25 protein-coding genes, 1 pseudogene and 1 riboswitch are annotated in these 26412 nt (G+C 66.0%); of the genes and pseudogenes, 12 read left to right on the top strand and 14 right to left on the bottom strand.

Going from position 1 to position 26412, the window contains the following annotated elements; all coding sequences use genetic code 11:
• The first annotated feature begins 10 nt into the window (after positions 1-10).
• Positions 11-184: riboswitch (M-box (ykoK) riboswitch) on the top strand.
• A 223-nt stretch (positions 185-407) separates the two neighbouring features.
• A complete protein-coding gene (locus JX552_RS33105) occupies positions 408-539 on the top strand; it encodes a hypothetical protein (RefSeq protein ID WP_277396026.1) in 132 nt (43 codons plus the stop codon).
• The gene (locus tag JX552_RS01750) at positions 536-2188 is read left to right on the top strand and encodes an NRAMP family divalent metal transporter (RefSeq protein WP_205875806.1); all 1653 of its coding nucleotides are present in this window, start codon (positions 536-538) and stop codon (positions 2186-2188) included. The genes JX552_RS33105 and JX552_RS01750 overlap by 4 nt, the downstream gene beginning before the upstream one ends.
• Positions 2189-2304: 116 nt before the next feature.
• Here the strand turns inward: JX552_RS01750 and JX552_RS01755 are convergent, their stop codons facing one another.
• The 3 genes from JX552_RS01755 to JX552_RS01765 all read right to left on the bottom strand — a co-directional run bounded on the left by JX552_RS01755 (position 2305) and on the right by JX552_RS01765 (position 4283).
• A complete protein-coding gene (locus tag JX552_RS01755; protein ID WP_205875807.1) occupies positions 2305-2766 on the bottom strand; it encodes a hypothetical protein in 462 nt (153 codons plus the stop codon).
• Positions 2767-2881: 115 nt separating this feature from the next.
• Positions 2882-3352: a lipoprotein LpqH gene (locus JX552_RS01760; RefSeq protein WP_205875808.1), complete on the bottom strand. Its 471-nt coding sequence runs from the start codon at positions 3350-3352 to the stop codon at positions 2882-2884.
• 175 nt (positions 3353-3527) lie between these two features.
• Positions 3528-4283 carry a L,D-transpeptidase gene (locus tag JX552_RS01765; RefSeq protein ID WP_205875809.1) on the bottom strand — a complete coding sequence of 252 codons (756 nt, stop codon included), beginning with the start codon at positions 4281-4283 and terminating at the stop codon, positions 3528-3530.
• A 181-nt stretch (positions 4284-4464) separates the two neighbouring features.
• Here JX552_RS01765 and JX552_RS01770 point away from each other — a divergent pair, with 181 nt between their 5' ends.
• On the top strand, positions 4465-5400 hold the full coding sequence (locus JX552_RS01770; RefSeq protein ID WP_205875810.1) for a LysR family transcriptional regulator: 936 nt from the start codon (positions 4465-4467) through the stop codon (positions 5398-5400).
• Here JX552_RS01770 and oxc read toward each other — a convergent pair.
• A complete protein-coding gene (gene oxc, locus JX552_RS01775; protein ID WP_205875811.1) occupies positions 5397-7082 on the bottom strand; it encodes an oxalyl-CoA decarboxylase in 1686 nt (561 codons plus the stop codon). The genes JX552_RS01770 and oxc overlap by 4 nt on opposite strands.
• Positions 7083-7319: 237 nt before the next feature.
• Between oxc and JX552_RS01780 the strand changes: the two genes are divergently transcribed.
• On the top strand, positions 7320-8840 hold the full coding sequence (locus tag JX552_RS01780) for a FadD7 family fatty acid--CoA ligase (protein ID WP_205875812.1): 1521 nt from the start codon (positions 7320-7322) through the stop codon (positions 8838-8840).
• A 9-nt stretch (positions 8841-8849) separates the two neighbouring features.
• Here JX552_RS01780 and JX552_RS01785 read toward each other — a convergent pair whose 3' ends face one another.
• Positions 8850-11009 carry an elongation factor G-like protein EF-G2 gene (locus JX552_RS01785; RefSeq protein ID WP_205875813.1) on the bottom strand — a complete coding sequence of 720 codons (2160 nt, stop codon included), beginning with the start codon at positions 11007-11009 and terminating at the stop codon, positions 8850-8852.
• Between the two features lie 135 nt (positions 11010-11144).
• A complete protein-coding gene (locus JX552_RS01790) occupies positions 11145-11543 on the bottom strand; it encodes a TIGR03668 family PPOX class F420-dependent oxidoreductase (protein WP_205875814.1) in 399 nt (132 codons plus the stop codon).
• Positions 11544-11801: 258 nt separating this feature from the next.
• On the opposite strand from JX552_RS01790, the gene JX552_RS01795 reads away from it, so the two are divergent.
• From JX552_RS01795 to JX552_RS01810, 4 genes are all read left to right on the top strand, one after another.
• Positions 11802-12872 (top strand): S1C family serine protease, encoded by a 1071-nt coding sequence (locus JX552_RS01795; RefSeq protein ID WP_205875815.1) that lies wholly within the window; start codon positions 11802-11804, stop codon positions 12870-12872.
• Between the two features lie 109 nt (positions 12873-12981).
• Positions 12982-14775, top strand: coding sequence for a maltose alpha-D-glucosyltransferase (treS, locus tag JX552_RS01800; protein WP_205875816.1), 1794 nt, complete (start codon positions 12982-12984; stop codon positions 14773-14775).
• The gene (locus JX552_RS01805) at positions 14772-16139 is read left to right on the top strand and encodes a maltokinase N-terminal cap-like domain-containing protein (RefSeq protein WP_205875817.1); all 1368 of its coding nucleotides are present in this window, start codon (positions 14772-14774) and stop codon (positions 16137-16139) included. Before treS ends, JX552_RS01805 begins: the two co-directional genes overlap by 4 nt.
• A 49-nt stretch (positions 16140-16188) precedes the next feature.
• Entirely contained in the window at positions 16189-16869 is a 681-nt protein-coding gene (locus tag JX552_RS01810) for a YoaK family protein (RefSeq protein ID WP_205875818.1), read from the top strand.
• A gap of 211 nt (positions 16870-17080) precedes the next feature.
• Here JX552_RS01810 and ag85C read toward each other — a convergent pair whose 3' ends face one another.
• The 5 genes and pseudogenes from ag85C to JX552_RS01835 all read right to left on the bottom strand — a co-directional run bounded on the left by ag85C (position 17081) and on the right by JX552_RS01835 (position 20960).
• Complete coding sequence (gene ag85C / locus JX552_RS01815; protein WP_205875819.1) at positions 17081-18127, bottom strand: diacylglycerol acyltransferase/mycolyltransferase Ag85C; 1047 nt, start codon at positions 18125-18127, stop codon at positions 17081-17083.
• Between the two features lie 225 nt (positions 18128-18352).
• Positions 18353-19177 carry an ABC transporter permease gene (locus JX552_RS01820; protein ID WP_205875820.1) on the bottom strand — a complete coding sequence of 275 codons (825 nt, stop codon included), beginning with the start codon at positions 19175-19177 and terminating at the stop codon, positions 18353-18355.
• Positions 19167-19967 (bottom strand): ATP-binding cassette domain-containing protein, encoded by an 801-nt coding sequence (locus JX552_RS01825; RefSeq protein WP_431195910.1) that lies wholly within the window; start codon positions 19965-19967, stop codon positions 19167-19169. Before JX552_RS01825 ends, JX552_RS01820 begins: the two co-directional genes overlap by 11 nt.
• Positions 19964-20415: pseudogene (locus JX552_RS01830) on the bottom strand (MarR family winged helix-turn-helix transcriptional regulator). The gene JX552_RS01825 and the pseudogene JX552_RS01830 overlap by 4 nt, the downstream one beginning before the upstream one ends.
• Before the next feature lie 50 nt (positions 20416-20465).
• Positions 20466-20960: a metallophosphoesterase family protein gene (locus tag JX552_RS01835; RefSeq protein WP_205875822.1), complete on the bottom strand. Its 495-nt coding sequence runs from the start codon at positions 20958-20960 to the stop codon at positions 20466-20468.
• A gap of 37 nt (positions 20961-20997) precedes the next feature.
• On the opposite strand from JX552_RS01835, the gene JX552_RS01840 reads away from it, so the two are divergent.
• On the top strand, positions 20998-21453 hold the full coding sequence (locus JX552_RS01840) for a MaoC family dehydratase (RefSeq protein WP_205875823.1): 456 nt from the start codon (positions 20998-21000) through the stop codon (positions 21451-21453).
• 9 nt (positions 21454-21462) lie between these two features.
• On the opposite strand, the gene JX552_RS01845 is transcribed toward JX552_RS01840, so the two are convergent.
• Together JX552_RS01845 and JX552_RS01850 are read right to left on the bottom strand one after the other, a co-directional pair.
• Complete coding sequence (locus tag JX552_RS01845) at positions 21463-22758, bottom strand: acyl-CoA dehydrogenase family protein (protein WP_205875824.1); 1296 nt, start codon at positions 22756-22758, stop codon at positions 21463-21465.
• Positions 22759-22824: 66 nt separating this feature from the next.
• Complete coding sequence (locus JX552_RS01850) at positions 22825-23913, bottom strand: F420-dependent hydroxymycolic acid dehydrogenase (protein ID WP_205875825.1); 1089 nt, start codon at positions 23911-23913, stop codon at positions 22825-22827.
• 80 nt (positions 23914-23993) lie between these two features.
• Here JX552_RS01850 and JX552_RS01855 point away from each other — a divergent pair, with 80 nt between their 5' ends.
• From JX552_RS01855 to JX552_RS01865, 3 genes are read left to right on the top strand one after another with little or no spacing between them, the layout of a single operon-like run.
• On the top strand, positions 23994-24599 hold the full coding sequence (locus JX552_RS01855) for a GNAT family N-acetyltransferase (RefSeq protein WP_205875826.1): 606 nt from the start codon (positions 23994-23996) through the stop codon (positions 24597-24599).
• Positions 24581-25357 (top strand): SDR family NAD(P)-dependent oxidoreductase, encoded by a 777-nt coding sequence (locus JX552_RS01860; protein WP_241010853.1) that lies wholly within the window; start codon positions 24581-24583, stop codon positions 25355-25357. Before JX552_RS01855 ends, JX552_RS01860 begins: the two co-directional genes overlap by 19 nt.
• Before the next feature lie 40 nt (positions 25358-25397).
• Positions 25398-25709 (top strand): hypothetical protein, encoded by a 312-nt coding sequence (locus JX552_RS01865; protein ID WP_205875827.1) that lies wholly within the window; start codon positions 25398-25400, stop codon positions 25707-25709.
• Here JX552_RS01865 and JX552_RS01870 read toward each other — a convergent pair whose 3' ends face one another.
• Positions 25710-26396 (bottom strand): TetR family transcriptional regulator, encoded by a 687-nt coding sequence (locus JX552_RS01870; protein ID WP_205878160.1) that lies wholly within the window; start codon positions 26394-26396, stop codon positions 25710-25712. It abuts the gene before it with no gap.
• Positions 26397-26412 lie beyond the last annotated feature (16 nt).

Below are 26412 nucleotides of genomic sequence, written 5' to 3' on the forward strand. Positions count from 1 at the left end.
TGGGAAGCTGCAAGCACCTCGGTAGGTGAGGCGTCTGCACGGATACAGGCCACTGACCCCGAACGTCGAAAGACGCCCCGGGTCAGGACAGCTCTTCCCGGCTTAAGGGTTGAGCCCAAGTGGCTTCCGGTTTTCGGGCCGGATACGCCGTGCAGTGCCAAAGCTCCGACGAGAGGGGTGCGCCCGACGGTTCTGCCGGGCATTCGCTTCTCTCGGTGGTGGATGTGACGACACCCCCGTGTGTCTCGGCTGTGAGGAGGTGAGGGACCGATGAGCGCTAGTCCAGGCGATAGTCCGTATGCGAAATCCATCCTGTCCCGATCCGGCTCCGGCACTCCGGCTTGCTGATGCCATGCCGCGCTGATTGACGCGAGCCGGTCGGGCCTGCCCTCATCAGGAGCAGAGCAATGACCACCATCACCTTTGCTATTCGGCGCTGGGTCAACACCTTGACGGCCTCGTTGCAGATGACCGCGCAAGAACGAGCCGACACCTACGTGGCGCGAAGCCCCGTCGCGGTGCTGGGTGCCGGCGCATGACCTCGATCTCCGCCCCCCGTTCGATGCTGCCGACGGTGCCGGAGGCGGCGGTGCTGGACTGCGCGCACACCGGTGACATCGTCGGCGCCTTCGGCCGCATTGGGCGAGATGGCGACCTCAGCGGCCGATGGCGGAGGTTGCGTACCCTGCTGGTGATCAGCGGCCCCGGCCTGATCGCGATGGTCGGCGACAACGACGCCGGTGGCGTCGCGACCTACGCCCAGGCCGGCCAGAACTACGGGATGGCCCTGCTGTGGACGCTGGCCCTGATGGTTCCGGTGTTGTACGTCAACCAGGAGATGGCGTTGCGGCTGGGCGTGGTCACCCGAGTCGGCCACGCGCGGTTGATCTTTCAGCGGTTCGGCAAGTTCTGGGGCGCCTTCAGCGTCGGTGATCTGTTGCTGCTCAACGCGTTGACGATCGTGACCGAGTTCATCGGGGTGTCCATGGCGCTGGGGTTCCTCGGTTGTCCCAGGATCGTCGCGATCCCGGCGGCCGCTGTTCTGCTGTTCGCGGTGGTGGCCGGCGGCTCGTTCCGCCGCTGGGAGGCGCTGATGTTCCTGCTGATCGCGGTGAACGTGGTGATCATCCCGATGGCGCTGCTCGTCCGCCCCACCTGGACCGCAACGGTCGGTGGGCTGATGCCGCAAATTCCGGGTGGCCTGAATTCCACGGTGCTGCTGTTGGTCGTTGCGATCGTGGGCACCACCGTGGCGCCGTGGCAGCTGTACTTCCAGCAGTCCAACGTCGTGGACAAGCGCATCACGACTCGCTGGATCCCTTATGCGCGAGCCGATCTCGCGTTGGGCATCGTCGTCGTCGTGATTGGTGCGACGGCCCTGATGGCGGTGACCGCGTTCGGTTTGGCGGGAACCGTCGATGCCGGCAACTTCACCGACGCGGGTGCGGTGGCCGCTGGTCTGGCCACGCACGCCGGGCGCACCGTCGGAGTCCTGTTCGCGATCATTTTGCTCGACGCATCGCTGATCGGGGCCAACGCGATCGGACTGGCCACCACTTACGCCGTCGGTGACGCACTGGGCAAGCGGCATTCGTTGCATTGGAAGATCTCCGAGGCGCCCTGGTTCTACGGCGGCTATGCGCTGCTCCTGGCGGTGTCAGCGGCTGTCGCGTTCAGCCCCGACCACGTGCTGGGCTTGATCACGCAAGGAGTGCAGGCCCTGGCGGGGGTGGTACTGCCGTCGGCCACTGTATTCCTGGTATTGCTCTGCAACGATCGAAAGCTGCTCGGGCCGTGGTCGAACACCCTGCGGCAGAACGTCGTTGCGTGGACGATCGTGTGGACTTTGGTGCTGCTGTCGCTGGCCTTGACGGCGGCTACCCTGTTTCCGCAGCTGTCGACGAGGACCATCGGAATAGGGTTGGCGGTCGGGGTGCTGATCGGCATCGTAGGCGGTGCGGCCGCGGTCTGCACGGGTCGTCGGAACCCCGATGCGCCCCTGACGCGCGCCGAGCGACGTGCCGTCCGCGAACGGGATCTCGCCGACTGGAACACGCCGAATATCGCTGCGCTGCAACGCCCGGCGATGTCGTCGACCCGGCGGGCGGGCCTTTTCACGCTTCGCGCCTATCTGGTGGTGGCGGTCGTGCTGGTGGTGGTGAAGATCGTCCAGACCGGGATGGCCTGACCGGTGTGCCCGGGACGCCAGAAGGATGCCGAGTAGCTCCCGGTGAGGTATTTCTCGATCAGCGTCGTCGTAGGTTGCGGCGCTTGCCGCATGGTCCGCCAGACCGCGGTGTCGCGTCATGACATGCGCGGAAGACTTCCCCAGGTGACTCCCCAGGTCGCGATCTTCGAGTTCACGAACTTGGGGTGCTCGAAGCCTTCGAGGCTCGATGTGGCCGTTCCGCTGGCCATGTAGGAGCCGGGCTTGAGCGCGATCAGCTGGTCGTCGTTAGGGAAGTCCACAGCGTAGGAGCCGCCGTTTTGCACGTCAATCACTGCTGAGTAGTCGCGTCGAAAAACCTCTTCCGCTCCTCCGCTTTGGGTTCCGTAGCCGACTTGTATATGAAATTCCAGAGTGATGGGCGCGCTCGCGAGGTTGGTTTGGCAGCCCGTCGCGTTCATTCGGCTGGCCGCGTATTTGGTGCCGCCGACGTCATAGCTGAAAGGCTGGTCGACGGAGAACTGGCACCTGACGAAAACGACGTCAGCGGCCGCCGTTGTTGCTGTGGCCGCAACACCGATTGTCGCTGCGACGACCACCGCGGCCCAACCGGGAATGGCGTACACGAGTGTCCTTCCGGGTGTTGGCAATGACGGTAGCGCCGGCGGCGCGGTTGTCGACGGTCGTGACGGGCCCGGTCACCGCCCGTTTGGCTCAAGGGCAGGTCAGAGCGATGCGGAAGGGCGTGTTGTCTACCGGTTCGTCGCCATTCTTGATGCCTCGGGACGTGCCGGAGATGGTGTAGTTTTTCCCGTCTTTGCTGACCGTGGCGTCACCATTTTCCGGCGGATCCATCACGTAAAGGGTGGTGTAGTTGCCGACGTTCTGCATGATCACCATTTTGGCTTTGGGCGAATCGGCATTCCCGGTCAGCGTGACTTTCACCGCGTTCGGCTCTTTCCCGATTACAATCACGGTCTCACCGTCATCGAAAGCGGTGCAAGCGATTTGGCCGTCCACTTGGTGCTCTTGAGCGTCGACGGTGACCTTCGCGTCATTAGTCGGTGCCAATGCCCCGCCACTGTAGTTGACGGTGGGCCGATGAATGGCGGGCGAGCCATTATCGTGGGTACATCCGGTCAGGCTCGAGGACACCAGGACCGCGGCAGCGAAAGCTGCGGACATGGGGTCGAGACGGTGTCGGTGGGCGGTGAGCGGCGGTAGGTGCCGCCCAGTTCGCCGGGCACCACCGGTACCGCATCGGGGTAGACGAGCACCTCCACCGGGCGTCGACTGGGCGACCGGTGGTTCAAAAGTGTTTACCTGTCCAATGTTTCGCAAGCTGTGTGCAGACCGGCGGTCAGGCGACCACGTCGATCGGATCGCCGATGTTCACCTGGTTGAAGTACCAGGCGGCGTTGTCCGGGCTCAGGTTGATGCAGCCGTGGCTGACGTTGGCATAGCCCTGGGAATTCACCGACCACGGCGCCGAATGCACGTATACGCCACTCGATGTGACGCGTACCGCGTACTGGGCGGTGATCAGGTAGCCGTCGGAAGAGTTCAGCGGGATGCCGATGGTGCGCGAGTCCATCACGACGGAGCGCTCCTTGGACATCGCACTGAAGTTTCCGATCGGCGTGGGGCGGCTCGGCTTACCCATCGAGGCCGGCATGGTGCGCAGCACTTCGCCATTGCGGCTGACGGTGAAGGTGTGTGCGGAGATGCTTGCCACACCGAGCAATTCGTCGCCGGTTTCGAAGCCCTCGGTCAGCTCCTGCACTCCTACCGAGATGTGGCTGTGCGCGGGCCAGTAGCGGTCTGGCACCCACTGCACGATATTGCCGTCCAGCCACTGGTAGCGGCCGGTGAGGTTGCCCGGCGAGCCGATGTGGATGGACCGCTCCGCGGCGCGGTGGTCGAGCACCGGCGCTGTGAACGTCACCTCCACCGGAGCTCCCACTCCGACCACGGCACCGTTCGACGGGAAGATCGAGGCCACCCCGGGTACGGGGTGGGGGACCGGGACGGCGCCGGTCGCGGGGCTGCCCGACCCGGCCACGGCCATCGTCGCGCTCGCCACCAGAACAAACAGATAACGAACCGCTCGACGCATGGCCTTCACCCTTCGGGACGGTGCGATAAACACCACTGCAGTCTAGTGGGTAACCGGCGGGCGGGGGCCATAGCAAACAATTTCGACGTAGCCGAGGTGGCGCGACCGCACGGGATTGGCCTGCCTGAGATCCACGCGTTAGCCTCAGCGGGTCGCGGCCCACGGCCCCCAGGAGGTGCGGGTGCTCTTTCGTCAGTTGGAGTACTTCGTCGCGGTCGCCCAGGAGCGCCATTTCGCCCGCGCCGCCGAGAAATGTTACGTCTCGCAGCCCGCGCTCTCGGCGGCCATCGCCAAGCTGGAACGGGAGCTCAACGTCACGTTGATCAACCGCGGGCACAGCTTCGAAGGCCTGACGCCCGAGGGGGAGCGGTTGGTGGTGTGGGCCAAGCGAATTCTGGCCGAGCACGACGCGTTCAAGGCCGAAGTGCACGCCGTACAGTCCGGAATCACCGGGACGCTGCGGCTCGGCACCGTGCCGAGCGCCTCGACCACGGCGTCGCTGGTGCTGTCGGCGTTTTGCTCGGCTCACCCCTTGGCAAAGGTGCAGATCTGCTCACGACTGGCCTCGACCGAGCTTTACCGGCGATTGCACGACTTCGAACTCGACGCCGTCATCGCGCACCCGACGGACGCCAAGGACAGCCAGGACGTGGCGCTGGTGCCGCTCTACGAGGAGCAGTATGTGCTGCTGGCGCGGTCGGAGATGCTGCCGCCGGGTGCGTCCACGCTGCGCTGGCCGGACGCCGCACAACTGCCATTGGCACTGCTCACGCCGGACATGCGTGATCGCCAGGTCATCGACGCCGCCTTCGCCGGCCATCAGGTCACTGTCCACCCGCAAGTCGAAACAGATTCCGTCGCTTCGTTGTTCGCGCAAGTCGCGAACGGCAACTGGGCGACCATCGTGCCGCACACGTGGCTGTGGATGACCCCGGCGCGGGGTGACATCCGGGTGGTCGAACTGCTCGACCCGTCCCCGAAGGCACTGATCGGCTTGGCCACCAACGCATCCGGGCCAGGATCCCCGGTGGCGCGTGCGCTGGTAGCCTCGGCGCAGCACCTCGGCCTCGACGAGTTCTTCGCCGTGCAGCTGCGCAACCTGGCCCGGGCGCGCTAATTTCTTGCGGCGCTCTTGGGGTTGAGACTGGCCAGATGCCCGCTCTCGACGCCGGCGGCGGGGTCGAGCTGGCAGTCGATCAAGGCAGGTCCGCCGGACACCAGCGACTCGGTAAGCGCCGCCTCCACATCGGCTGGCGTGCTCACGTGGTATCCCTTGCCGCCGAACGCTTCTGCGAGCAGTTCGTGCCGGGCGCCCGAGTTGAGCACCGTAGGCGCCGGGTCGGCGCCGGCCGCCGATTCGTCGCCCCGATAGACGCCGCCGTTGTTGAGGACGACGACGGTGATTGGCAGCCGGTACCTGCAGATCGTCTCGATTTCCATGCCGCTGAAGCCGAATGCGCTGTCACCTTCGATGGCGACCACCGGCCGGCCGGTCTCGACCGCGGCGGCGATCGCGTAGCCCATCCCGATCCCCATCACGCCCCACGTTCCGGTGTCCAGCCGGTGACGCGGCAGTTCCATGTCGATGATGTTGCGAGCCAGGTCCAGTGCATTGGCGCCCTCGTTGACCACGTACACATCGGGGTTGCGCTGCAGCACAACACGAATAGCGCCGAGCGCATTGTAAAACCGCATCGGGTGCGGATTCTCGGCCAGCCGCTCGGCCATCTTGGCGTCGTTGCGGGACTTGCGCTCGGCGAGTTCGGCGGTCCACGGCTGCGGCGCGCGGACCGGACGGGTCGCCAGGCCGTCCAGTAGTGCCGACATCACCGAACCGATGTCACCCGCCAGCGGCGCCTCGATCGGCTGGTTGCTGTCGAATTCCGAGGCCGCGATGTCCACCTGGATGAACGTGCGGTCGGCTGACCATTGCGGGGACTCACCATGTCCCAGCAGCCAATTGAGTCGCGCTCCGACCAACAGCACCACATCGGCACGGGCGATCGCCAGGGAGCGGGCGGCCGCGGCCGATTGCGGGTGCGAGTCCGGCAACAGGCCCTTGGCCATGGACATCGGCAGGTAGGGCACCCCGGTGCTCTCCACGAACTCCCGGATCAGGTTGTCGGCCTGCGCATAAGCTGCGCCCTTGCCCAACACGATCAGCGGGCGCCGGGCCCGGGCCAGGATTTCGAGGGCCCGATCAACCGCGTCAGATGCCGGCAGTTGACGCGGTGCGGGGTCGACGACGCGCCAGATCGAGGCGGCGGCCACCGAAGCGTCCAGCGCCTGGCCCAGCACCTCACCCGGGATGTCCAGGTAGACACCGCCCGGCCGACCGGATGTCGCGGTACGGATCGCCCGTGCGATGCCGCGCCCGACATCCTCGGCGCGCGCGATCCGGTAGGCCGCCTTGGCGAACGGTCGCGCGGCGTTCAGCTGGTCGATGTCCTGGTAATCACCGCGCTGCAGATCCACCACCGCCCGACCGCTGGATCCGGAGATCTGGATCATCGGGAAGCAGTTGGTGGTGGCGTTCGCCAGCGCGGGCAGGCCGTTGAGGAATCCGGGGCCCGAGGTCGTCAGGCATACGCCGGGCCGCCGGGTCAGAAATCCGGCGGCGGCCGCGGCGTTACCGGCGGAGCCCTCGTGTCGGAAGCCGATGTAGCGGATTCCCGCGTGCTGGGCGGTGCGCGCCAGGTCGGTAATGGGAATGCCCACGACCCCGTAGATGGTGTCCATGTCGTTGGCCTTCAGCGCGTCCACCACCAGGTGGAAGCCGTCGGTCAGCGGTTCGGTCATGGCGGCCGCCCCTCTCTTGGCTCATGTCTTTCTGTTGGCCACTGTTCTTTCTGTTGGCCACTGTTCTTTCTGTTGGCCACTGTCAGGCCCTCACTGTCGTCCGGTTTTGCCGCCGTGTCCAAGACCCCGTCGCTATCCGATGATTAATGCTGTCTATCGACCGTTAGCGGTTCGGTATTGGACAGGAGTAGCCGGCACCGGCAGGGTTCTCACCAAGGCCGGACAAAGGAGCGTCTGATGACTTCCGTGCAGGATTCGCGTGTCACCGATCTGATCGAGGCGATGGCGACGCGGGCTCCGGATGCGCCGGCACTGGTCGTCACCGCCGACCGTATCCCCGTCTCCTACCGCGACCTGCTCCGTCTCGCCGACGACTTGGCCGCCCAACTGATCGGCGCCGGCCTGGCGCCCGGGGACCGGGTCGCCTTGCGTGCGGGCAGTAACGCCGAATTCGTCGTCGCGCTGCTGGCGGCCCTGCGTGCGGGCCTGATCGTCGTCCCGCTGGACCCGGCACTGCCGGTTGGTGACCAGCGTGCGCGCAGCCAGGCCGCAGGCGCCCGCGCGATGCTGGTCGACGGCGAGGACGCGGCGTTCTGGCCGATTGCGGTGAAGGTCGGGGACGGCAGAGCGGCGGTCCATCTGACGGTGGCCACCGAACCCGGCCCGAGTACGGGCGAACCGGAGGGCCTGCACAGCGATGACGCCATGATCATGTTCACCGGCGGCACCACCGGACTGCCCAAAATGGTGCCCTGGACGCACGACAACATCACCGCCGCGGTGCGCGCCATCATCGCCGGATACCAGCTGGGTCCGCAGGATGCCACCGTCGCGGTGATGCCGCTGTATCACGGCCACGGGCTGATCGCCGCGTTGCTGTCCTCCCTGGCATCCGGAGGCACGGTGTTGTTGCCTGCCCGGGGACGGTTCTCGGCGCACACGTTCTGGGATGACATCTCCACCGTCGGGGCGACCTGGTACACAGCGGTGCCGACCATCCACCAGATCCTGCTGGAGCGGGCGGCCGCGACACCGGGCGGAACCAGAAGAGCCGCACTGCGTTTCATCCGCAGCTGCAGCGCGCCGCTGACGCCGGAGGTGGCCCGGGCGTTGCAGGCGGAGTTCGCCGCGCCCGTGGTGTGCGCCTTCGGCATGACCGAGGCCACCCATCAGGTGGCCAGTACCGGCATCGACCCGGACGTCAACCCCGCGGCCTTCTCCGGACTGGTCGGCCGCTCCACCGGGCCGCAGATCCGCATTGCCGGCAACGGAGTGCCCGTCGCGCCGGGCGATGTCGGCGAAGTGTGGCTGCGTGGCGCCACCGTGGTGCGCGGGTACCTGGGCGACCCGAAGATCACCGAGGCCAACTTCACCGACGGCTGGCTGCGCACCGGCGACCTGGGGACGCTGTCGGAGTCTGGTGACCTCAGCATCCGTGGGCGGATCAAGGAACTCATCAACCGCGGCGGCGAGAAGATCTCGCCCGAACGTGTCGAAGGCGTACTGGCCACCCACCCGAATGTGTTGGAAGTGGCGGTGTTCGGAGTTCCACACCCGATGTACGGCGAAGCCGTCGCGGCCGTGATCGTGCCGCGCGGCTTGGCGCCCACCGCCGACGAGCTCACCGAGTTCTGCCGCGACCGGTTGGCGCCCTTCGAAATTCCCGCTAGCTTCCAAGAATCGGACGAGCTGCCGCACACGGCCAAGGGATCCCTGGACCGGCGCGCGGTGTCGGCGCGGTTCGGTCAACCGGGCTGATGCTGCGAACTACGCCGTCGTCTTCACCCGGGCGGCAGCGGATTCGGGCATCGGTTCGTAGCGGGCGAACGTGCGGGTGAACGACGCGGCGCCGTGTGCCAGCGAGCGCAGGTCAATGGCGTAGCGGGTCAATTCCACCTGCGGCACTTCGGCTTTCACCAGCGTGCGCTCGTGACCGGCGGTGTCGGTCCCCAGCACACGGCCCCGGCGGCCGGACAGGTCACCCATCACGGCGCCGACGTAATCGTCGGGCACCAGCACCGAGATCTCGTCGATCGGCTCGAGCAGGATCACCTTCGTCGCGGCCGCTGCCTCGCGCAGAGCCAGCGAGCCGGCCATCTGGAACGCGAAGTCGGATGAGTCGACGCTGTGTGCCTTGCCGTCGAGCAGCGTGACACGGATGTCGACCATCGGATAGCCGGCATGGACACCTTTCTCCATCTGCGCCCGGACGCCCTTTTCCACGCTCGGGATGAACTGGCGCGGCACGGCACCGCCGACCACCTTGTCCACGAACTCGAAGCCCGCGCCCTCCGGCAGCGGCTCCACCTCGATGTCACACACCGCGTACTGACCGTGGCCCCCGGACTGCTTGACGTGGCGGCCGTGGCCTTTCGCCTTGCCGCCCAGCGTCTCCCGCAACGGAACCCGCAATTCGATGGTGTCGACGGTGACGCCGTAGCGGTTGGCCAACGCCTCGAGCACGACGCCGGCGTGGGCCTCGCCCATGCACCAGAGCACCATCTGGTGCGTCTCCGGGTTCTGCTCGATTCGGAGCGTGGGATCCTCCGCGGCCAACCGGCCCAACCCGACCGACAGCTTGTCCTCGTCGGTCTTGGCGTGCGCCTGAATGGCGACCGGCAGCAGTGGTTCGGGCATCGTCCACGGCTTGAGTACCAGGGGTTCGGACTTGTCCGACAGCGTGTCGCCGGTTTCGGCGCGGCTCAGCTTGCCGATCGCGCAGATGTCGCCCGCCACCACGGTGGGCGCGGGTCGCTGCTGCTTGCCGAGGGGGAACGACAACACCCCGATCCGCTCGTCCTCGTCGTGGTCCGGGTGCGTGCTGCCGTGCCCTTGAGGACCTGAACTCCCGTTGCCGAAGAACGACGAAAAATGGCCCGACACGTGGACGGTCGCGTCCGGCTTGATGGTCCCGGAGAACACCCGCACCAGGCTGACCCGTCCGACGTACGGGTCGGACGTCGTCTTCACCACCTCGGCGAGCAGTGGCGCGTCGACGTCACAGGCCAACTCGTCGTGCGTGGCGCCCTGCGGAGTGAAAACGTCCGGAAGCGGGTGTTCTCTCGGAGAGGGAAAGCCCCGGGTTGCGACCTCGAGCAGTTCGTAGGTGCCCACACCGGTGCCGCTGCACACCGGGATCACCGGAAAGAACGACCCGCGAGCCACCGCTTTCTCCAGATCCTGGATCAGGATCGACTCGTCGATCGCCTCGCCGCCCAGGTAGCGCTCCATCAGCGACTCGTCCTCGGACTCTTCGATGATGCCTTCGATCAGGGCGCCGCGAGCTTCCTCGATCCGGTCGGCCTCGGAGGAGTCGGGCGTCGACTCGGTGCGCTTGCCGTCGGAGTAGTTGTAGTGGGTCTGCGACAGCAGCCCGATCAACCCGTCACCGGTCGGCAGGTACAGCGGTAAGACCTTGTCGCCGAACGCGTTCTGGGCAGCATCGAGCGCCTCGCCGTAGTTGGCGCGGGCGTGGTCGAGTTTGGTGATGACCACCGCGCGCGGCATGTCGACCTGGCTGCACTCCTGCCACAGGGACTTGGTGGGCTCGTCGACGCCTTCGTTGGCCGCGATCACGAACAGGGCGCAATCGGCGGCGCGCAGTCCGGCGCGCAGCTCACCGACGAAGTCCGCGTATCCCGGTGTGTCGACGAGGTTGATCTTGGTCCCGGCGTGCGCCAGGGATGCGACCGCGACACCGACCGACCGTTGCTGACGGATCTCGGCGTCGTCGAAGTCACAGACCGTATTGCCATCGGTGATCGACCCGGGGCGGGACAACACCCCGCCCGCGACCAGTAACGCCTCGACCAGGGTGGTCTTGCCGCCGCCGGAAGGACCGACCAGGACGACATTGCGGATATCGTCCGGGCCGGTCGCGGTGGGGGCCGAACCCGCGCCCTGGGAAGCACTCACTCTGTCGGCCATGACGTTCCTCCAGTTCTCCCGGGGTGCCGCCGACTCCCGTACGCGGCGTGATCCAGCCCACAGGACGCAACAGCAACTTTTCCCCCAACCGCGGCCCAACACAAGGGTCGGCCCGGCTCCTATGTCACTGCTGGGTCATGCGTGCCAGCTGGACCAGCGCGTGGCGCTGACGGCAATCACCGGCCCGTCCATCGAGACCGATTGATACTGCGGGTATTTCGCGCGCAGCAACCGGTAGCCGGTGCGCACCACGTCGCCGTCGGCGACGACTGTTGCGGTGCCGTCGACCCGTACCCACCACAATCGGGTCCAATCCTCGGCGTAGTGATCGACCAACAGGCTCACGGCCGGGTTGTGCTCGATGTTGGCCAGCCGGCGCAGCCGTCTGGTCCTCTTCGGCTTGCCGTCGACCGCGGTGTAGATGACGTCCCCATCGAGCGCGAACACGACCGGCACGAGATGCGGGGTGCCGTCGTGTGTGATCGTGGCCAGTCGCGCAATGGGCGATCCAGCGAACCAGGCCCGGGTGTCCACGCAACTAGCCTAGGACCGCCGCATTGGCGGTGATGTGAGTCACCATCCGGCCTTTTCGATTAGGCCGTAACCGGGTCCGTCGGCTTAGGCTGCGTTTGACTCGGTGCCCATTTGACCTGGACGCGATCCGGCATTTCGCCGAATTGCTGCCTGACCACCGCTTTAATGGGTATCTGGATTACGGTGGTGAAGAACTGCCGCCCGGACCTTCACGGCTGGGATAATTCGACTATTCACCGGACGCAGGAGGTTGACGGGATGAGCAAATCGCGCCACCGTTCATTCAGGTGGTCATGGCTGGGTGCCGTCATGGCCGTCGTGGCAATGGTCTCCGGGGTCTCCGGCCTGAGTCTGGCGACACCGCCGGCCGCGCAGGCGGCGCCGCACAAGCAGTTCCCTGCTGTCCCGCTCGACCCGTCGGCGCTGGTCGGGCAGGTCGGTCCGCAGGTCGTCAACATCAACACCAAGCTGGGCTACAACAACGCCGTGGGGGCCGGTACCGGCATCGTCATCGACCCCAACGGTGTCGTGCTGACCAATAACCACGTCATCTCCGGTGCCACCGACATCAGCGCCTTCAGTGTCGGCGACGGACGCACCTATGGCGTCGACGTCGTCGGTTATGACCGCACCCAGGATGTCGCGGTGCTGCAACTGCGCGGCGCCGGCGGCCTGCCCACCGCCTCCATCGGCGGCGGTGTCAGCGTCGGTGAGCCGGTCGTGGCGATGGGCAACACCGGCGGCCAGGGCGGCACGCCGCGCGCGGTGGCAGGCAGAGTGCTCGCGGTCAACCAGACCGTCCAGGCGTCCGACTCCCTGACCGGGGCGGCGGAGACGCTCAACGGACTGATCCAGTTCGACGGCGCGATCCAGCCCGGTGATTCCGGTGGTCCGGTGGTCAACGGCGCGGGTCAGGTGGTCGGCATGAACACCGCGGCTACCGAAAACTTCCAGATGTCGCAGGGCGGTCAGGGCTTCGCGATTCCGATCGGCACGGCGATGGGCATCGCCAACAACATCCGGTCCGGTGGCGGCTCGCCCACCGTGCACGTCGGCCCCACGGCCTTCCTCGGGCTCGGTGTCGTCGACAACAACGGCAGCGGTGCGCGCGTCCAGCGTGTGGTCGCCAACGCTCCCGCTGCGGCCGCCGGGATCTCCAACGGTGACATCATCACCGCACTCGACGGGACCCCGATCAACTCGGCCACCGCCATGTCCGATGCGCTCAACGGACACCACCCGGGTGACATGGTCTCGATCAGCTTCACCAGCAAAACCGGCGTCGCGCGCACGGAGAACGTCACTCTGGCGGAGGGTCCCCCAGCCTGATCGAGTCAATTCGGTTGGCGTTGACCGTGATTGACGTCCGTGATGCGTTCACGTCACCTCGGGTGATTCTTTACCAGGTGCGTCGGGTACCCGTGGCATCGTGGATTTGATGAGCGACGCAGAGGACACCGTAAGGCAGGACCCCGCGCACCATCCCGCTGAGGGCAGTCACGTCGAGGGAGGTGTGGTCGAACACCCGACCGCCAAGGACTTTGGCAACGCCGCCGCACTACCGGCGGACCAGACCTGGTTCAAGCACGCCGTGTTCTACGAGGTGCTGGTGCGGGCGTTCTTCGACTCGAACGCCGACGGCTCCGGTGACCTGCGTGGACTCATCGAGCGGTTGGACTACCTGCAGTGGCTCGGGGTGGACTGCCTCTGGCTGCCGCCGTTCTACGATTCACCGCTGCGTGACGGTGGTTACGACATCCGCGACTTCTACAAGGTGCTGCCCGACTTCGGCACCGTCGAGGACTTCGTCGCACTGATCGACGAGGCGCACGCCCGGGGTATCCGGGTCATCACCGACCTGGTGATGAATCACACCTCGGACTCACATCCTTGGTTCCAGGAGTCTCGTCACGATCCTGACGGGCCCTACGGCGACTACTACGTGTGGAGCGACACCAGCGAGAAGTACACCGACGCCCGGATCATCTTCATCGACACCGAGGAGTCCAACTGGACCTTCGACCCGGTGCGCAAACAGTTCTACTGGCACCGGTTCTTCTCCCACCAACCGGACCTCAACTACGACAACCCGGCCGTGCAGGAAGCGATGATCGATGTCCTGCGGTTCTGGCTCGGTCTGGGCATCGACGGGTTCCGGCTGGACGCGGTGCCCTACCTGTTCGAGCGGGAGGGCACCAACTGCGAGAACCTGCCCGAAACGCACGCGTTCCTCAAGCGGGTGCGCAAGGTGGTGGACGACGAGTATCCGGGACGGGTGCTGCTGGCCGAGGCCAATCAATGGCCGGCCGACGTCGTCGAGTACTTCGGCGATCCCTCCACTGGAGGTGACGAATGCCATATGGCGTTCCATTTCCCGCTGATGCCGCGCATCTTCATGGCGGTGCGCCGGGAGTCCCGGTTCCCGATCTCGGAAATCCTGGCCCAGACGCCCGGCATCCCGGACCTGGCTCAGTGGGGGATCTTCCTGCGCAATCACGACGAGCTGACGCTGGAAATGGTCAGCGACGAGGAACGCGACTACATGTACGCGGAGTACGCCAAGGATCCGCGGATGAAGGCCAATGTCGGCATCCGGCGCCGCCTGGCGCCGCTGCTGGACAACGACCGGAACCAGATGCAGCTGTTCACCGCTCTGCTGTTGTCCCTGCCGGGCTCGCCGGTGCTGTATTACGGCGACGAGATCGGCATGGGCGACGTGATCTGGCTGGGTGACCGCGATGGTGTGCGGACGCCCATGCAGTGGACACCGGACCGCAACGCCGGATTTTCCACCGCCAACCCGGGCCGGCTCTTCCTGCCGACAAACCAGGACTCGGTGTACGGCTACCAGGCGGTCAACGTCGAGGCGCAGCGGGACACGTCCACATCGCTACTCAACTGGACCCGCACGATGCTGGCGGTGCGCCGCCGGCACGACGCGTTCGCCGTCGGGTCATTTCACGAACTCGGCGGGTCCAATCCCTCGGTCCTGGCCTATGTGCGGGAAGTGCCGCGTGAGGACAACGAGAACGACGTCGTGTTGTGCGTCAACAATCTGTCGCGGTTCCCGCAGCCGATCGAATTGAACCTGCAGCAGTGGAACAACTACACCCCAATCGAACTGACCGGACAGGTGGAATTTCCGCGGATCGGGCACCTGCCTTATCTGCTGACACTCCCGGGACACGGTTTCTACTGGTTCCAACTGTCCGCTTCCGAGGAGGACCGATGACCCGCCCCGCGACCACGATGCCCGCTGGCCTGCCCTGGGCGGACTGGCTTCCGCAGCAACGCTGGTATGCCGGGCGCAACCGGCACCTGTCCGCCGCCGATGTGTCCATGGTGGTGCCGTTACGAGACAGTCTGGACCTGGTGCTGCTCGACGTCGGTTATGCCGACGGCTTCACCGAGCGCTACCAGGTGATCGTGGGATGGGATACCGAGCCGGTCACCGAATACAGCACGTTGGCCACCATCGGTTCGGCGGAGGACCACACCGCATTCGACGCGTTGTACGACCCGTCGGCTGCCCAGTTCCTGCTGTCGCTGTTCGCCTCCACGGCGGTGATCGGGGAATCCGACTCGCAGGTCAGGTTCTCCAAGGAGCCTGATGTGGATTTGCCGCTGGACGCCTACCCTCGGGTCTCTGACGCCGAGCAGAGCAACACCAGCGTGATCTTCGACCGGGCGCCGTCCGCCATCTTCAAGGTGTTCCGCCGGGTCAGCCCCGGTATGAATCCCGATATCGAGCTCAATCGAGTGCTGGGCCGGGCGGGTAATACGCACGTGGCCAGGTTGTTCGGCGCCTACGAGGTGGGTTCGCCCGACGATCCGGATGCGTCCTCACCGCTGGGGATGGTCACCGCGTTCGCAGCCAACGCGGCCGAGGGCTGGGCGATGGCCACCGCCAGTGTGCGCGACCTGTTCGCCGAGGGCGACCTCTATGCCCACGAGGTCGGCGGCGACTTCGCCGGTGAGTCCTACCGGCTCGGGGAGGCGGTGGCTTCTGTGCACGCCACATTGGCGCAGACCTTGGGGACGGCGCAAACCTCGTTCCCGCTGGACCACGTGCTGGCGCGGCTCCACGCAGCCACCGCGACGGTGCCCGAACTCGTGCAGTACGCGGCGACGATCGAAGAGCGGTTCGGCAAGCTTGCCGACGAACAGATCACCGTGCAGCGGGTCCACGGGGACCTGCACTTGGGTCAGGTGCTGCGGACCCCGGAGAGCTGGGTGCTGATCGACTTCGAGGGCGAACCGGGCCAGCCGCTCGAGGAACGGCGTGCGCCGGACTCGCCGTTGCGTGACGTTGCCGGGGTGTTGCGGTCCTTCGAGTACGCGGCCTACGGGCCGTTGGTGGAGAACGCGGCCGACAAGCAGAAGGCGGCGCGGGCCAGGGAATGGGTTGACCGCAACCGCACCGCGTTCTGCGACGGTTACGCGGCCGGTTCCGGTGTCGATCCGCGTGATTCGGCGCTGCTGCTGGCCGCTTATGAGCTCGACAAGGCGGTTTACGAGACCGGCTACGAGGCACGCCACCGGCCCACCTGGTTGCCGATCCCGCTGCGCTCGATTGCCCGTCTCACAACGGCCTGAAGGCAAGCTCGCTCGCGGCGTCGCCGCGGGTCTCTGAAAGCATGCTTATGTGCAGAAAGAGATGTACGACAGTGAAGCCAGATTGGCGTGGGTGCTGGCCGCGTTGGCCGGGGTGCTCGGGGCCACCGCTTTCACCCACTCCGAGGGGTATTTCGTCACGTTCATGACCGGCAACGCCCAGCGTGCCGTGTTGGGTTTCTTTCGTGACGACGTGACCCTCTCGCTCAGCGCGGGCACGCTGCTGCTGTGTTTCGTGGCCGGCGTGGTCGTCTCCTCGGTGTGCCGGCGTCGGTTCTGGGCGGCCCATCCGCACGGACCGACCGTGCTGACCACGTTTTGTCTGGTGTTCGCCACCGGCCTGGACATCGTGTTGGGCGGGTGGGAGCAGACCCTGCTCGATTTCGTGCCGATCATGTTCGTGGTCTTCGGGATCGGCGCGCTGAACACGTCATTCGTCAAGGACGGGGAAGTGTCGGTGCCGCTGAGTTACGTGACCGGCACGCTGGTCAAGATGGGCCAGGGCATCGAACGCCACATGGCGGGCGGGAAGGTCGAGGACTGGTTCGGCTACTTCATGATGCTTGCGACGTTCATGTTGGGCGCCGCGGTCGGAGGCGCGATCAGCTTGGTGGTCAGTGGAACGCAGATGCTCGCCGTCGCCGCGGTGGTGTGCGCGGTGACGACGGTCTACACCTACGTGCACGCCGACCGGCGTGGGCTGCTGGATTAGCGGCCTGGTGCAGCAGCGCTGGCCGGGTGCGCTGGCGCCTTCCGGAAAGGGAACATCGGCAGCAGCGCTGGCCGGGTGCGCTGGCGCCTTCCGGAAAGGGAACATCGGCAGCAGCGCTGGCCGGGTGCGCTGGCGCCTTCCGGAAAGGGAACATCGGCAGCAGCGCTGGCCGTTGCGCTGCTGCCGATGTGGCTTTTCGTGGGGGTGACTATCAGGTTCCTGCGACCGGAGGAGCGGCTGGTGCCGGCACCGGAGCCGGTGCGGGAGGCGGCGCGGCGTTGACCGCGTTGATCACCTGCAGCATGTCGGGCTTCATCGCCATCAACTGCTGGTTCCAGTAGTTCCAGGAGTGGGTGCCGTTGCCCGGGAACTGGAACACCCCGTTGCGACCACCGTTGGCCGCGTAAGTCTGCTGGAACTGCTGGTTGGTGCGCAGCGTCAGGCCTTCGAGGAACTTGGCCGGCATGTTGTCGCCGCCGAGGTCGCTGGGCGTGCCGTTGCCGCAGTAGACCCAGATCCGGGTGTTGTTGGCGACCAGCCGCGGGATCTGCATCATCGGGTCGTTGCGCTTCCAGGCGGGGTCGGTGGACGGGCCCCACATGCTGTTGGCGTTGTAACCGCCCGAGTCGTTCATCGCCAGCCCGATCAGGGTCGGCCACCAACCCTCCGACGGGTTGAGGAAGCCCGACAGCGATGCCGCGTAAGGGAACATCTGCGGGTAGTACGCGGCCATCACCAGCGCCGAACCACCTGACATCGAGAGGCCCACCACCGAATTGCCGACGGGCGAGGTGCCCTTGTTGGCCTGCAGCCATGCCGGCATCTCCCGGGTCAGGAACGTCTCCCACTTGTAGGTGTAGTTCTGGCCGTTGCCCTGCGAGGGCTGGTACCAGTCGCTGTAGAAGCTGGACTGCCCGCCGACCGGCATGATCACCGATAGGCCGGAGTTGTAGAACTCCTCGAAGGCAGGGGTGTTGATGTCCCAGCCGCTGTAGTCGTCCTGGGCGCGCAGGCCGTCCAGCAGGTAGACCGAATGCGCTCCGCCACCCTGAAATTGGACCCGGATGTTGCGGCCCATCGCTTGTGAGGGGATCTGCAGATACTCGACCGGCAGACCCGGCCGGGAGAATGCACCCGCGGTAGCCGAACCGCCGACCGCGCTGACGAGGCCGGTCAGCAGGGCAGCACCCATTGCGGCGAACGCCAACCTGCGAGGCATGGTTGTCACTGCGCCACGCAGCTTTTCAACGAATTTCATCGTTTCTACCCGTCCCAACTTTCATCTGCCGCTCGTGCGGTGGAATCTGTTCTCGGGCGAGTGAAACACAGGCCGAATCCCCGGCAAGGGTGTCGCGGCCGGAGAATTTTGTCGCGGTTGGCTAACGATTGGGAATCGGCCCCGATACGGGCTGACCGGGTCACTTCCGGATAACGAATAGCCACCGGAACCGCATCGCCGTCTTCCCTGTCGGCGCTGAATGCGTTAAGCGACCAGTCGGCGCAAAAACGTTGACGCCGTGATGATTCCGACGACCGGAGCCACGACGAGCACGATGACGTCCGCGATATGGAACGGGGTGCCGATCAACAGGGCGCGCAACACGTCGACCTCGTAGCTGAGTGGGTTGACCTTGCTCAGGGCATGCAACCAGCCCGGCATCACATCGACCGGGTACAGCGCATTGGAAGCGAAGAACAACGGCATGGTGATGGCCTGGCCGATGCCCATCAAGCGGTCGCGGTTGCGCACCAGACCGGCCAAAGTCATTGACAAGCATGCGAAGAACGCCGCACCGAGCATGACGGCGACCATCGCCGCCAGAATCCGCAGGGGGTTGACGGTCAACCCGATGCCCATCACGTAGGCCAGCGTCAGCACGCCGACGACCTGTGCCACCGACCGCACGCCGGCCGCGAACGACTTGCCGGTGATCAGGGCAGACGCGGGCGCCGGTGTCACCATCAGCTTGGCCAGAACACCGGCGTCGCGGTCCCAGATGATTTGGATGCCATAGAAAATCGAGATGAACAACGCCGACTGGGCAATGATCCCGGGTGCCAGAAACGCTTGGTACGTGACGTTGCCGGTGTCGATGACATGCAGATGGCTGAAGGTGGTGCCGAAGATCAGCAGCCACAGCGCGGGCTGCACCATCCTCATCACCAGCTCGGTCCGGTCGTGCCGCAACTTCTGCAGCTCCACGATGGCGAACGCGCCGATGCGGCTCAATGTCGCTCTGGCCCTGTTCAATCCGCGCGGGGCACGGATCAGGTCGACGGTAGGTGAGTAGGTGCGATCAACCGACACGGCGAGCCGCCCTTCTGATGGCCCGGATTTCGTGGATGTCGGCGGAGTCTTCGGTGAGATCGGATGCCGAATAGTGGCGGAATACGTCTTCGAGCGTGGCCTCCGGTGACAGCGTCGCCTTCAATTCCTCGGGAGCCCCCACCGCCTGCAGCGCGCCGTGGTGCATCAGTGCGACCCGATCACACAGGGCATCCGCCTCTTCCATGTAGTGGGTGGTCAGTAGCACGGTCATGCCGAACTGTTCCTGCATCTGACGAACCTGCGTCCATACGCCGTCGCGCGCGATCGGGTCCAGGCCGACGGTCGGTTCGTCAAGTACGAGCAGCGCGGGCCGGTTGACCAGGGCCTGGGCCACCTCCAGTCGACGCACCATACCCCCGGAATAACTCGATGCCAGTTTGTCGGCGACATCGAGCAGGTCCATTGCGGCCAGTGCCTGCTCGACATGCTCGGTGCGGTCGGCGCGCGACACACCGTAGAGGCGGGCGAACCACGTCACGTTCTGCCGGCCGGTCAACGCCGTCTCGATGGACAGTTGTTGCGGGACGTAGCCGATGTTGCTGCGGATGTCGACCGTCTGGCTCCGCGCGTCAAGCCCGAAGATACGCAATTCGCCCTGCTGTACCGGTGCCAGCGTCGTCAGCACCCGTACCACCGTCGTCTTTCCGGCACCGTTGGGCCCCAGCAGGCCCATTGTCTCGCCGGGATGGACCGTGAACGTCACGTCGTCGACTGCGGTGTGCTGGCCGTAGCGATAGCTCAGCTGCCGACAGTCAATGGCCTCGGTCATGTGCATCGCTCCTGCAGCTTCCTGGTCATCCCCTCGAGCACCTCCAACCCCTTGGCCAATACCCCGATCTGCTCGTCGTCAAGCTCATCGAGCAGGCGGCGAGCACCACGCGCCGCGTGGCCGCCGTCGCGTCCATCGCCCGCTACGCCGAGTCGGTGAGCCGCGGCCTGCAAACCCGCCGGTCAGCCGGGTCCGCCGTCCGTTCCAGCAGTCCCGCGCCGGCCGGCTTGGAGACCAACGTGGAGGCGGTGTTGGTCACCAACCCCAATTCGGCGGCCGCGACGCTGACCGAAACTCCCGGGCGGTGCGAGATTAGGCGCAACAGCTCGGCCTGCGATTCGTGGAGCCGGCCGGCCGGGTAGCCGGTACCGGCGGAGCGGCACTGTTGGCGGCGGAACCTGCCCAGGATCCGCGAGAGGTCCGCGGCAAGATCGGTGTTCGTTGTCATTGCGACCTGTAGCAGCTCTGTAGCCGAGCTATCTATTCCCGGCGCGCCCGTCAGAGCCGATGCAACGTCACGTCGAGTGCCGCGTCGGCCTGGCCAATCGTCGCCGTCATATACGTGCAGTGCGGCTGGCGGCGGCGATCCGTCGGCGAACCGGGGTTCAGCAGCCGCAGGCCGGTCGGTGTCGTGGTGTCCCACGGGATGTGACTGTGGCCGAACACCAGCACGTCGGTATCCGGGTAGAGCCGGGACATCCGCACGTCCCGGCCCGTGGCGCCACCCGTCTCGTGCACGACGGTGAAGCGCAGCCCGGCCAGAGTCGTGTCCGCACGTTCGGGGAGCCGGGCGCGCAGCTCGTCGCCGTCGTTGTTGCCCCAGCACGCGATCAGCCGGGTGGAGGCAGCCTCGAGCCTGTCGAGGAGGTCTGGTGTCACCCAGTCGCCGGCGTGGATGACGACGTCGGCGGCGGCGACCTCGTCCCAGACCTGCGCGGGTAGGTCTCGGGCGCGTTTGGGGACGTGGGTGTCGGCGATCAGCAGGAGCCGCATAAGTTCTATGCATACCGTCAGACCCACAGGAGAGACCATGCGCACCTTCGAGTCAGTCGCCGACCTCGCCGCCGCGGCGGGGGAGACCATCGGCCAGAGCGACTGGGTGACGATCAGCCAGGAAGAGGTCAACCTGTTCGCCGACGCCACCGGCGACCACCAGTGGATTCACGTCGACCCGGAGCGGGCCGCCAATGGGCCGTTCGGGACCACCATCGCCCACGGATTCATGACGCTGTCGCTGTTGCCGCGGCTGCAACACGACATGTACACCGTCAAGGGCATCAAGCTGGCAATCAACTACGGCCTGAACAAAGTTCGATTCCCGGCTCCGGTTCCGGTGGGGTCCCGGGTACGGGCCACGAGCGCGCTGGTCAGCGTCGACGACGTCGGCAATGGCGCCGTGCAGGCCGTCGTCTCCACGACCGTCGAGATCGACGGGTCGGCCAAGCCGGCCTGCGTGGCCGAGAGCATCGTCCGCTACGTCACCTAGCCTGGCGCGTCAGAACTCGGCGATGGAGTGTTCCAGCCGGGCGGCCAGCAGGGCCTCCGCCTCGGCCTTGCGGGTTGGGATGTGCTGGGACGGGAAAGGCGTTGTCACGGGCTGATATTCGCGCAGCGTGCGCCGGGCCACCGTCATCTTGTGCAGTTCGGTCGCGCCGTCGGCGATGCCCAGCGACTCGGCGGCCACCAGCATCTTGACGAACGGCATCTCGTCGGAGACGCCGAGCGCGCCGTGCAGGTGCAGGGCGCGCTGCGCCACATCGTGCAACACCTGAGGCATCGCGACCTTCACCGCCGCGATGTCGCGGCGCACCTTCTGGTAGTCGTGGTGCTTGTCGATCAACCACGCGGTGCGCAGCACCAGCAGCCGGAACTGCTCGATCTGGATCCAGCTGTCGGCAATCTTCTCCTGGGTCATCTGAAAGTCCGACAGCCGCCCGTGCCGGGTCTGACGAGACACCGCACGCTCACACATCATGTCGAAAGCCCGGCGCGCCAGCGCGATCGTGCGCATCGCGTGGTGGATACGGCCGCCGCCGAGCCGGGTCTGGGCGATCATGAACGCCTGCCCCTCCCCGCCGAGGACGTGATCGGCCGGCACCCGAACATCGCGATAGCGGACGTATCCGTGGGTGGCGCGCTTGGTCGATTCGGCGCCGACGCCGACATTGCGGATGATCTCGATCCCGGGTGTCTCGGCCGGCACGATGAACAGCGACATCTTCTCGTAGGTGCGGCCCACCGGGTTGGTGACGGCCATGACGATGAAGAACGACGCGTGTTTGGCGTTGGTGGAGAACCACTTTTCGCCGTTGATGATCCAGTCATCCCCGTCGCGGGTGGCCGCGGTGACGAACAGCCCGGGATCCGATCCGCCCTGCGGTTCGGTCATCGAATAGCAGGAGGTGATCTCACCGTCCAGCAGCGGCTGCAGGTAGCGGGTCTTCTGTGCCTCGGTGCCGAACAGCGCCAGGATCTCGGCGTTACCCGAATCCGGTGCCTGGCAACCGAACACCGATGGCGCCCAGCGGGAGCGGCCGAGAATCTCGTTGAGCAGCGCCAGCTTCACCTGTCCGAAGCCCTGACCACCGAGCTCCGGGCGCAAATGAGCGGCCCACAATCCCTGCTCTTTCACCCGCTGCTGCAAGGGCCGCAGGATCGCCATCATCTCGGCGTTCTGCTTGTCGTAGGGATCCAGCGCGACCAGATCGAGTGGATCGAGTTCGTCGACCATGAATTTCTCGACCCAGTCCAGCTTGGCCCGGTATTCCGGGTCCGTTTCGAAGTCCCACACGGTTGGCCACCGTTCCCCGGCGCAGCGTTGCGCCGGCATCGTTGATGGAGTCTCACCATCGTAAGTTCAGTGCAATTTGGGCAGCACGCTGGTGCGGTAGAACTCGATGGCGGCGCGCGGATCGTCCTGCGGGAAGTGCAGAAACGGCACGGCGCCGGCGTCCAGAACCGATTGCACCGCGCTGATGTGCGTGGCGGGGTCGATGCCCACCGTCCAGTTCGCCAACACCTTGTCCGTGGAGTTCGTGTCGGCCGCGCGCTGGATCTCGACGGGGTTGGGCTGGTCGACCGCGCCCGCGGTGAAGCGCCACAGCGACGCCGCCCGGGCGGCGGTGGCGCCGTCACCGACGACGGCGAACAACTCGGCGCGCTTGCCCATGGTGGCGGGGTCGCGGCCAGCCTGCCGGGCGCCCTCCTCGAATGCGGCGAGCAGTTTCGTTTGCTTGATGTCGGGGGCCTGGGCGATCCACCCGTCGGCGTAGCGGCCGGCCAGGCTGGCGCTCTTGGGTCCGCCGGCGGCCACGAAGATCGGCGGTGGCGCGGGCGGCAGGTCGTACAGCTTCAGCGCGTTCGTTTGAAAATACTTTCCGGCGAACGAAATCCGCTCACCACTCCACAGCTGACGAATCAGGCCGATAGCCTCCGCCAGCCGGTCGTGGCGTTCGAGGTAGTTGCCGTAGGTGTTGGTCGCGGCCTGTTCGTTGAGCCGTTCACCGGTACCCAGGCCCAGAAACACCCGTCCTGGACTCAGGACCGCGAGCGACGCGAATGCCTGTGCCACCGTCGCCGGGTGGTAACGATGGATCGGACAGGTTACGCCGGTGCCGAACAAGATCCGGTTGGTGCTGTTTCCTACCAATGCCAGGGTCAGCCACGGGAACATGGAGTGGCCCTGATTGTCCTGCCAGGGCTGCAGGTGGTCGCTGGCCCAGACGTAGCGGAACCCGGCCTGCTCGGCCGCTTGTGCCTGTTCGACGAGTTGATCGGTGCGAAATTGCTCATGGGACAACACGAATCCGACATCTTTGGCCGGCGGCGGCGCAGGATCGGCCGGAGCGTTGCGGCTCCTCGACTGGCAACCGGACAGTCCGGTGGCAGCGGCCACGCCGACGCCGGCGGCCAGTTGCGCCATCGCTCTTCTCGAGATACCGGTCATCGCGTCCGAATACCCCGCGCTTCCGTCATCACACCTTCGTAGGCTGGCGCGCCCAGCACTACCCACCTACCGTGTGTGAAGTGACTGCACAGGCGCGCCCGGCGCACAAAACCGATGTCCGCGCATTGAGCCGCACCCTGGGCCGCGCGTTCTTCGACGATCCGGTCACGATGTGGGTCCTGCCCGACGAAGCAGCGCGGCGGAAGCATCTGGCTCGGGTCTTTGCCACGATGACCCGCCACCACCATCTGCCCCGCGGCGGCGTCGAGGTGGCCACGGATGGACCGGACATCGGCGCCGCCGCGTTGTGGGATCCACCCAATGAATGGCGGGAGTCGCGCCGGGCGGAACTGGCTCAGTTGCCGACGTTCCTGCGGGTATTCGGGATGAGTTTCACCCGTGGCCGCGTGTTGCAGGAGATCATGAAGCGCGCGCATCCGGAAGAACCGCACTGGTACCTGGCTGTCCTCGGCAGCGACCCTGACGTTCGTGGGCAGGGTTTCGGACAGGTCCTGATGCGGTCCCGGTTGCAACGCTGCGACGCCGAGTACTGCCCGGCCTACCTGGAGTCGTCCAAGCCCGAAAACGTGCCCTATTACGAGCGTTTCGGTTTCCGGGTGACCGGTGAGATCACGATTCCCGACGGGGGTCCGACGCTGTGGCCCATGTGGCGCGACCCGCAGTGACCGGGCCGTCGTTCGCCGACAAGACCGCGTTCATCACCGGTGCGGCGGTCGGGCTCGGCCGGGCGTTCGCCCGGGCGCTGACTGCCCGGGGTGCCAACGTCGTGATCGCCGAGATCGACATCGAGGGCGCGCAACGGACCGCCGACGAACTGACATCGGCTGGGCCGCAGGCCATTGCGGTGGCCTGTGACGTCGCAGACGAGCATCAGGTGGAGACCGCGGTGGCCAGGTCGCTCGAAATATTCGGCGGCATCGACATTCTCATCAACAACGCCGGGCGTCACCTGATGAAGTACAACCAGCCCTTCGGCGCGCTGTCCCGGGGCGAATTGCGTGGGCTGTTCGACGTGAACGTGATGGGGGTTGTCAATTGCACTCTGGCATGCCGTGATTCGATGCGGGGCCGCGGTGGCGGGGTGGTGGTGAACATGTCATCGACGGCCGGTTATTCGAGCAGCACGCCGTACGGGGTCTCCAAGCTCGCGGTGCGCGGGCTGACGGTCGCCTTCGCCGCCGAACTCGCACCCGACCTGATCCGCGTCAACGCGATTGCCCCCGGATTGACCAACACCGAAAGCGCGCTTGCCGACGTGCCGCGGTCGCTTGTCGACGATTACATTCACGACCTGCAGCTGGTGCACCGGATGTGCACCGTGGACGACGTGGTGTCGGCAATGCTCTATCTGTGTTCGGAGGAGGCGTCCTTCATCACCGGCGAAACCCTTAAGGTCAGCGGCGGTTACCCGCTTTCGGTATGAAGAGGGTTTATCCCTCGGGTCGTCGGGAAATCACCCGACTATGGACACCGGCCCCGGCGACACTCTGGACCCCAGCGAGTCCACCGATTCCGACGAGCTGCTCAACGACGACGGAGACATCGTCGTCGATCCCCCCGAGGGGTGGAGCGAGGCCGACAAGTTCGGCATGACCGCGCGCGAAGTGCGGGAAGGGGAATCGCTGGATCAGCGGCTCGCCGAAGAAGAACCGGATGTCATCCCGGATATCGAGCCGCCCGACGCGACTTCGGGCCGTGCCCATCGTGGCCAGATCGACGGTGTGCCCGAAGACGGACCCTCGTTGTTCCAGGTCATCGACGAGAATCAGGAGTGATCAGGGTTCACTCTTCCAGGACGCGACACCGATGGTGATCATGCGGAGCTGTTTGACCGCCGTGCGGTGAATGTCTTCCAGCGCCTCTGCGCTCTGGGCGTCTTCGATGGCCTCGGCGGTCACGATCATCGAGTTGACGAAAAGACTTGCCAGGACATTGAGATCCTCGGTGCTCCACTCGTTCAGTCGCGGGAAGCGCGCCAGGTCGGTGGCGAGTTCGGAGACGATCAGCCGGATTTCCGTGCGAATCGCGTAGCGCAGCACCGACACGCCGGTCGAGCGCTCACGGGAAATGAAGCGCCAGTGCTCTCGCTGGTCGGCAACGCTGCCGATCAGGATCTCCACCGATGACTCGATGACCCGGGTGGGATCGAGCTTGCCGGCCCGGGCGCCGCGCAGCGTGTCGCGCAGGCTTCGGAAGGATTCGTCGATCAGCACCAGCCCGAGTGCCTCCATCGACTCGAAGTGGCGGTAGAAGGCCGCCGGCACGATCCCGGCCTCGCGCGTCACCTCGCGCAGGCTCAGCCCGCTGAAACTTCGGTCGTTGAGCGCCTTGAGAGCCGCGGCGATGATCGCCCGCCGGGTCGCTTCCTTACGTTCCTCACGCGAGGGCGTGTCACGGGCGCTTTCGCGGCTCCGGTCCCGGCTCGATCGCCGCGAGTGTGAGCTAGGAGTACGACTGTTCACTATGTGAACCGTAACA

The organism is Mycobacterium gordonae (assembly GCF_017086405.1).
Classification (GTDB): Bacteria; Actinomycetota; Actinomycetes; order Mycobacteriales; family Mycobacteriaceae; genus Mycobacterium; species Mycobacterium gordonae_D.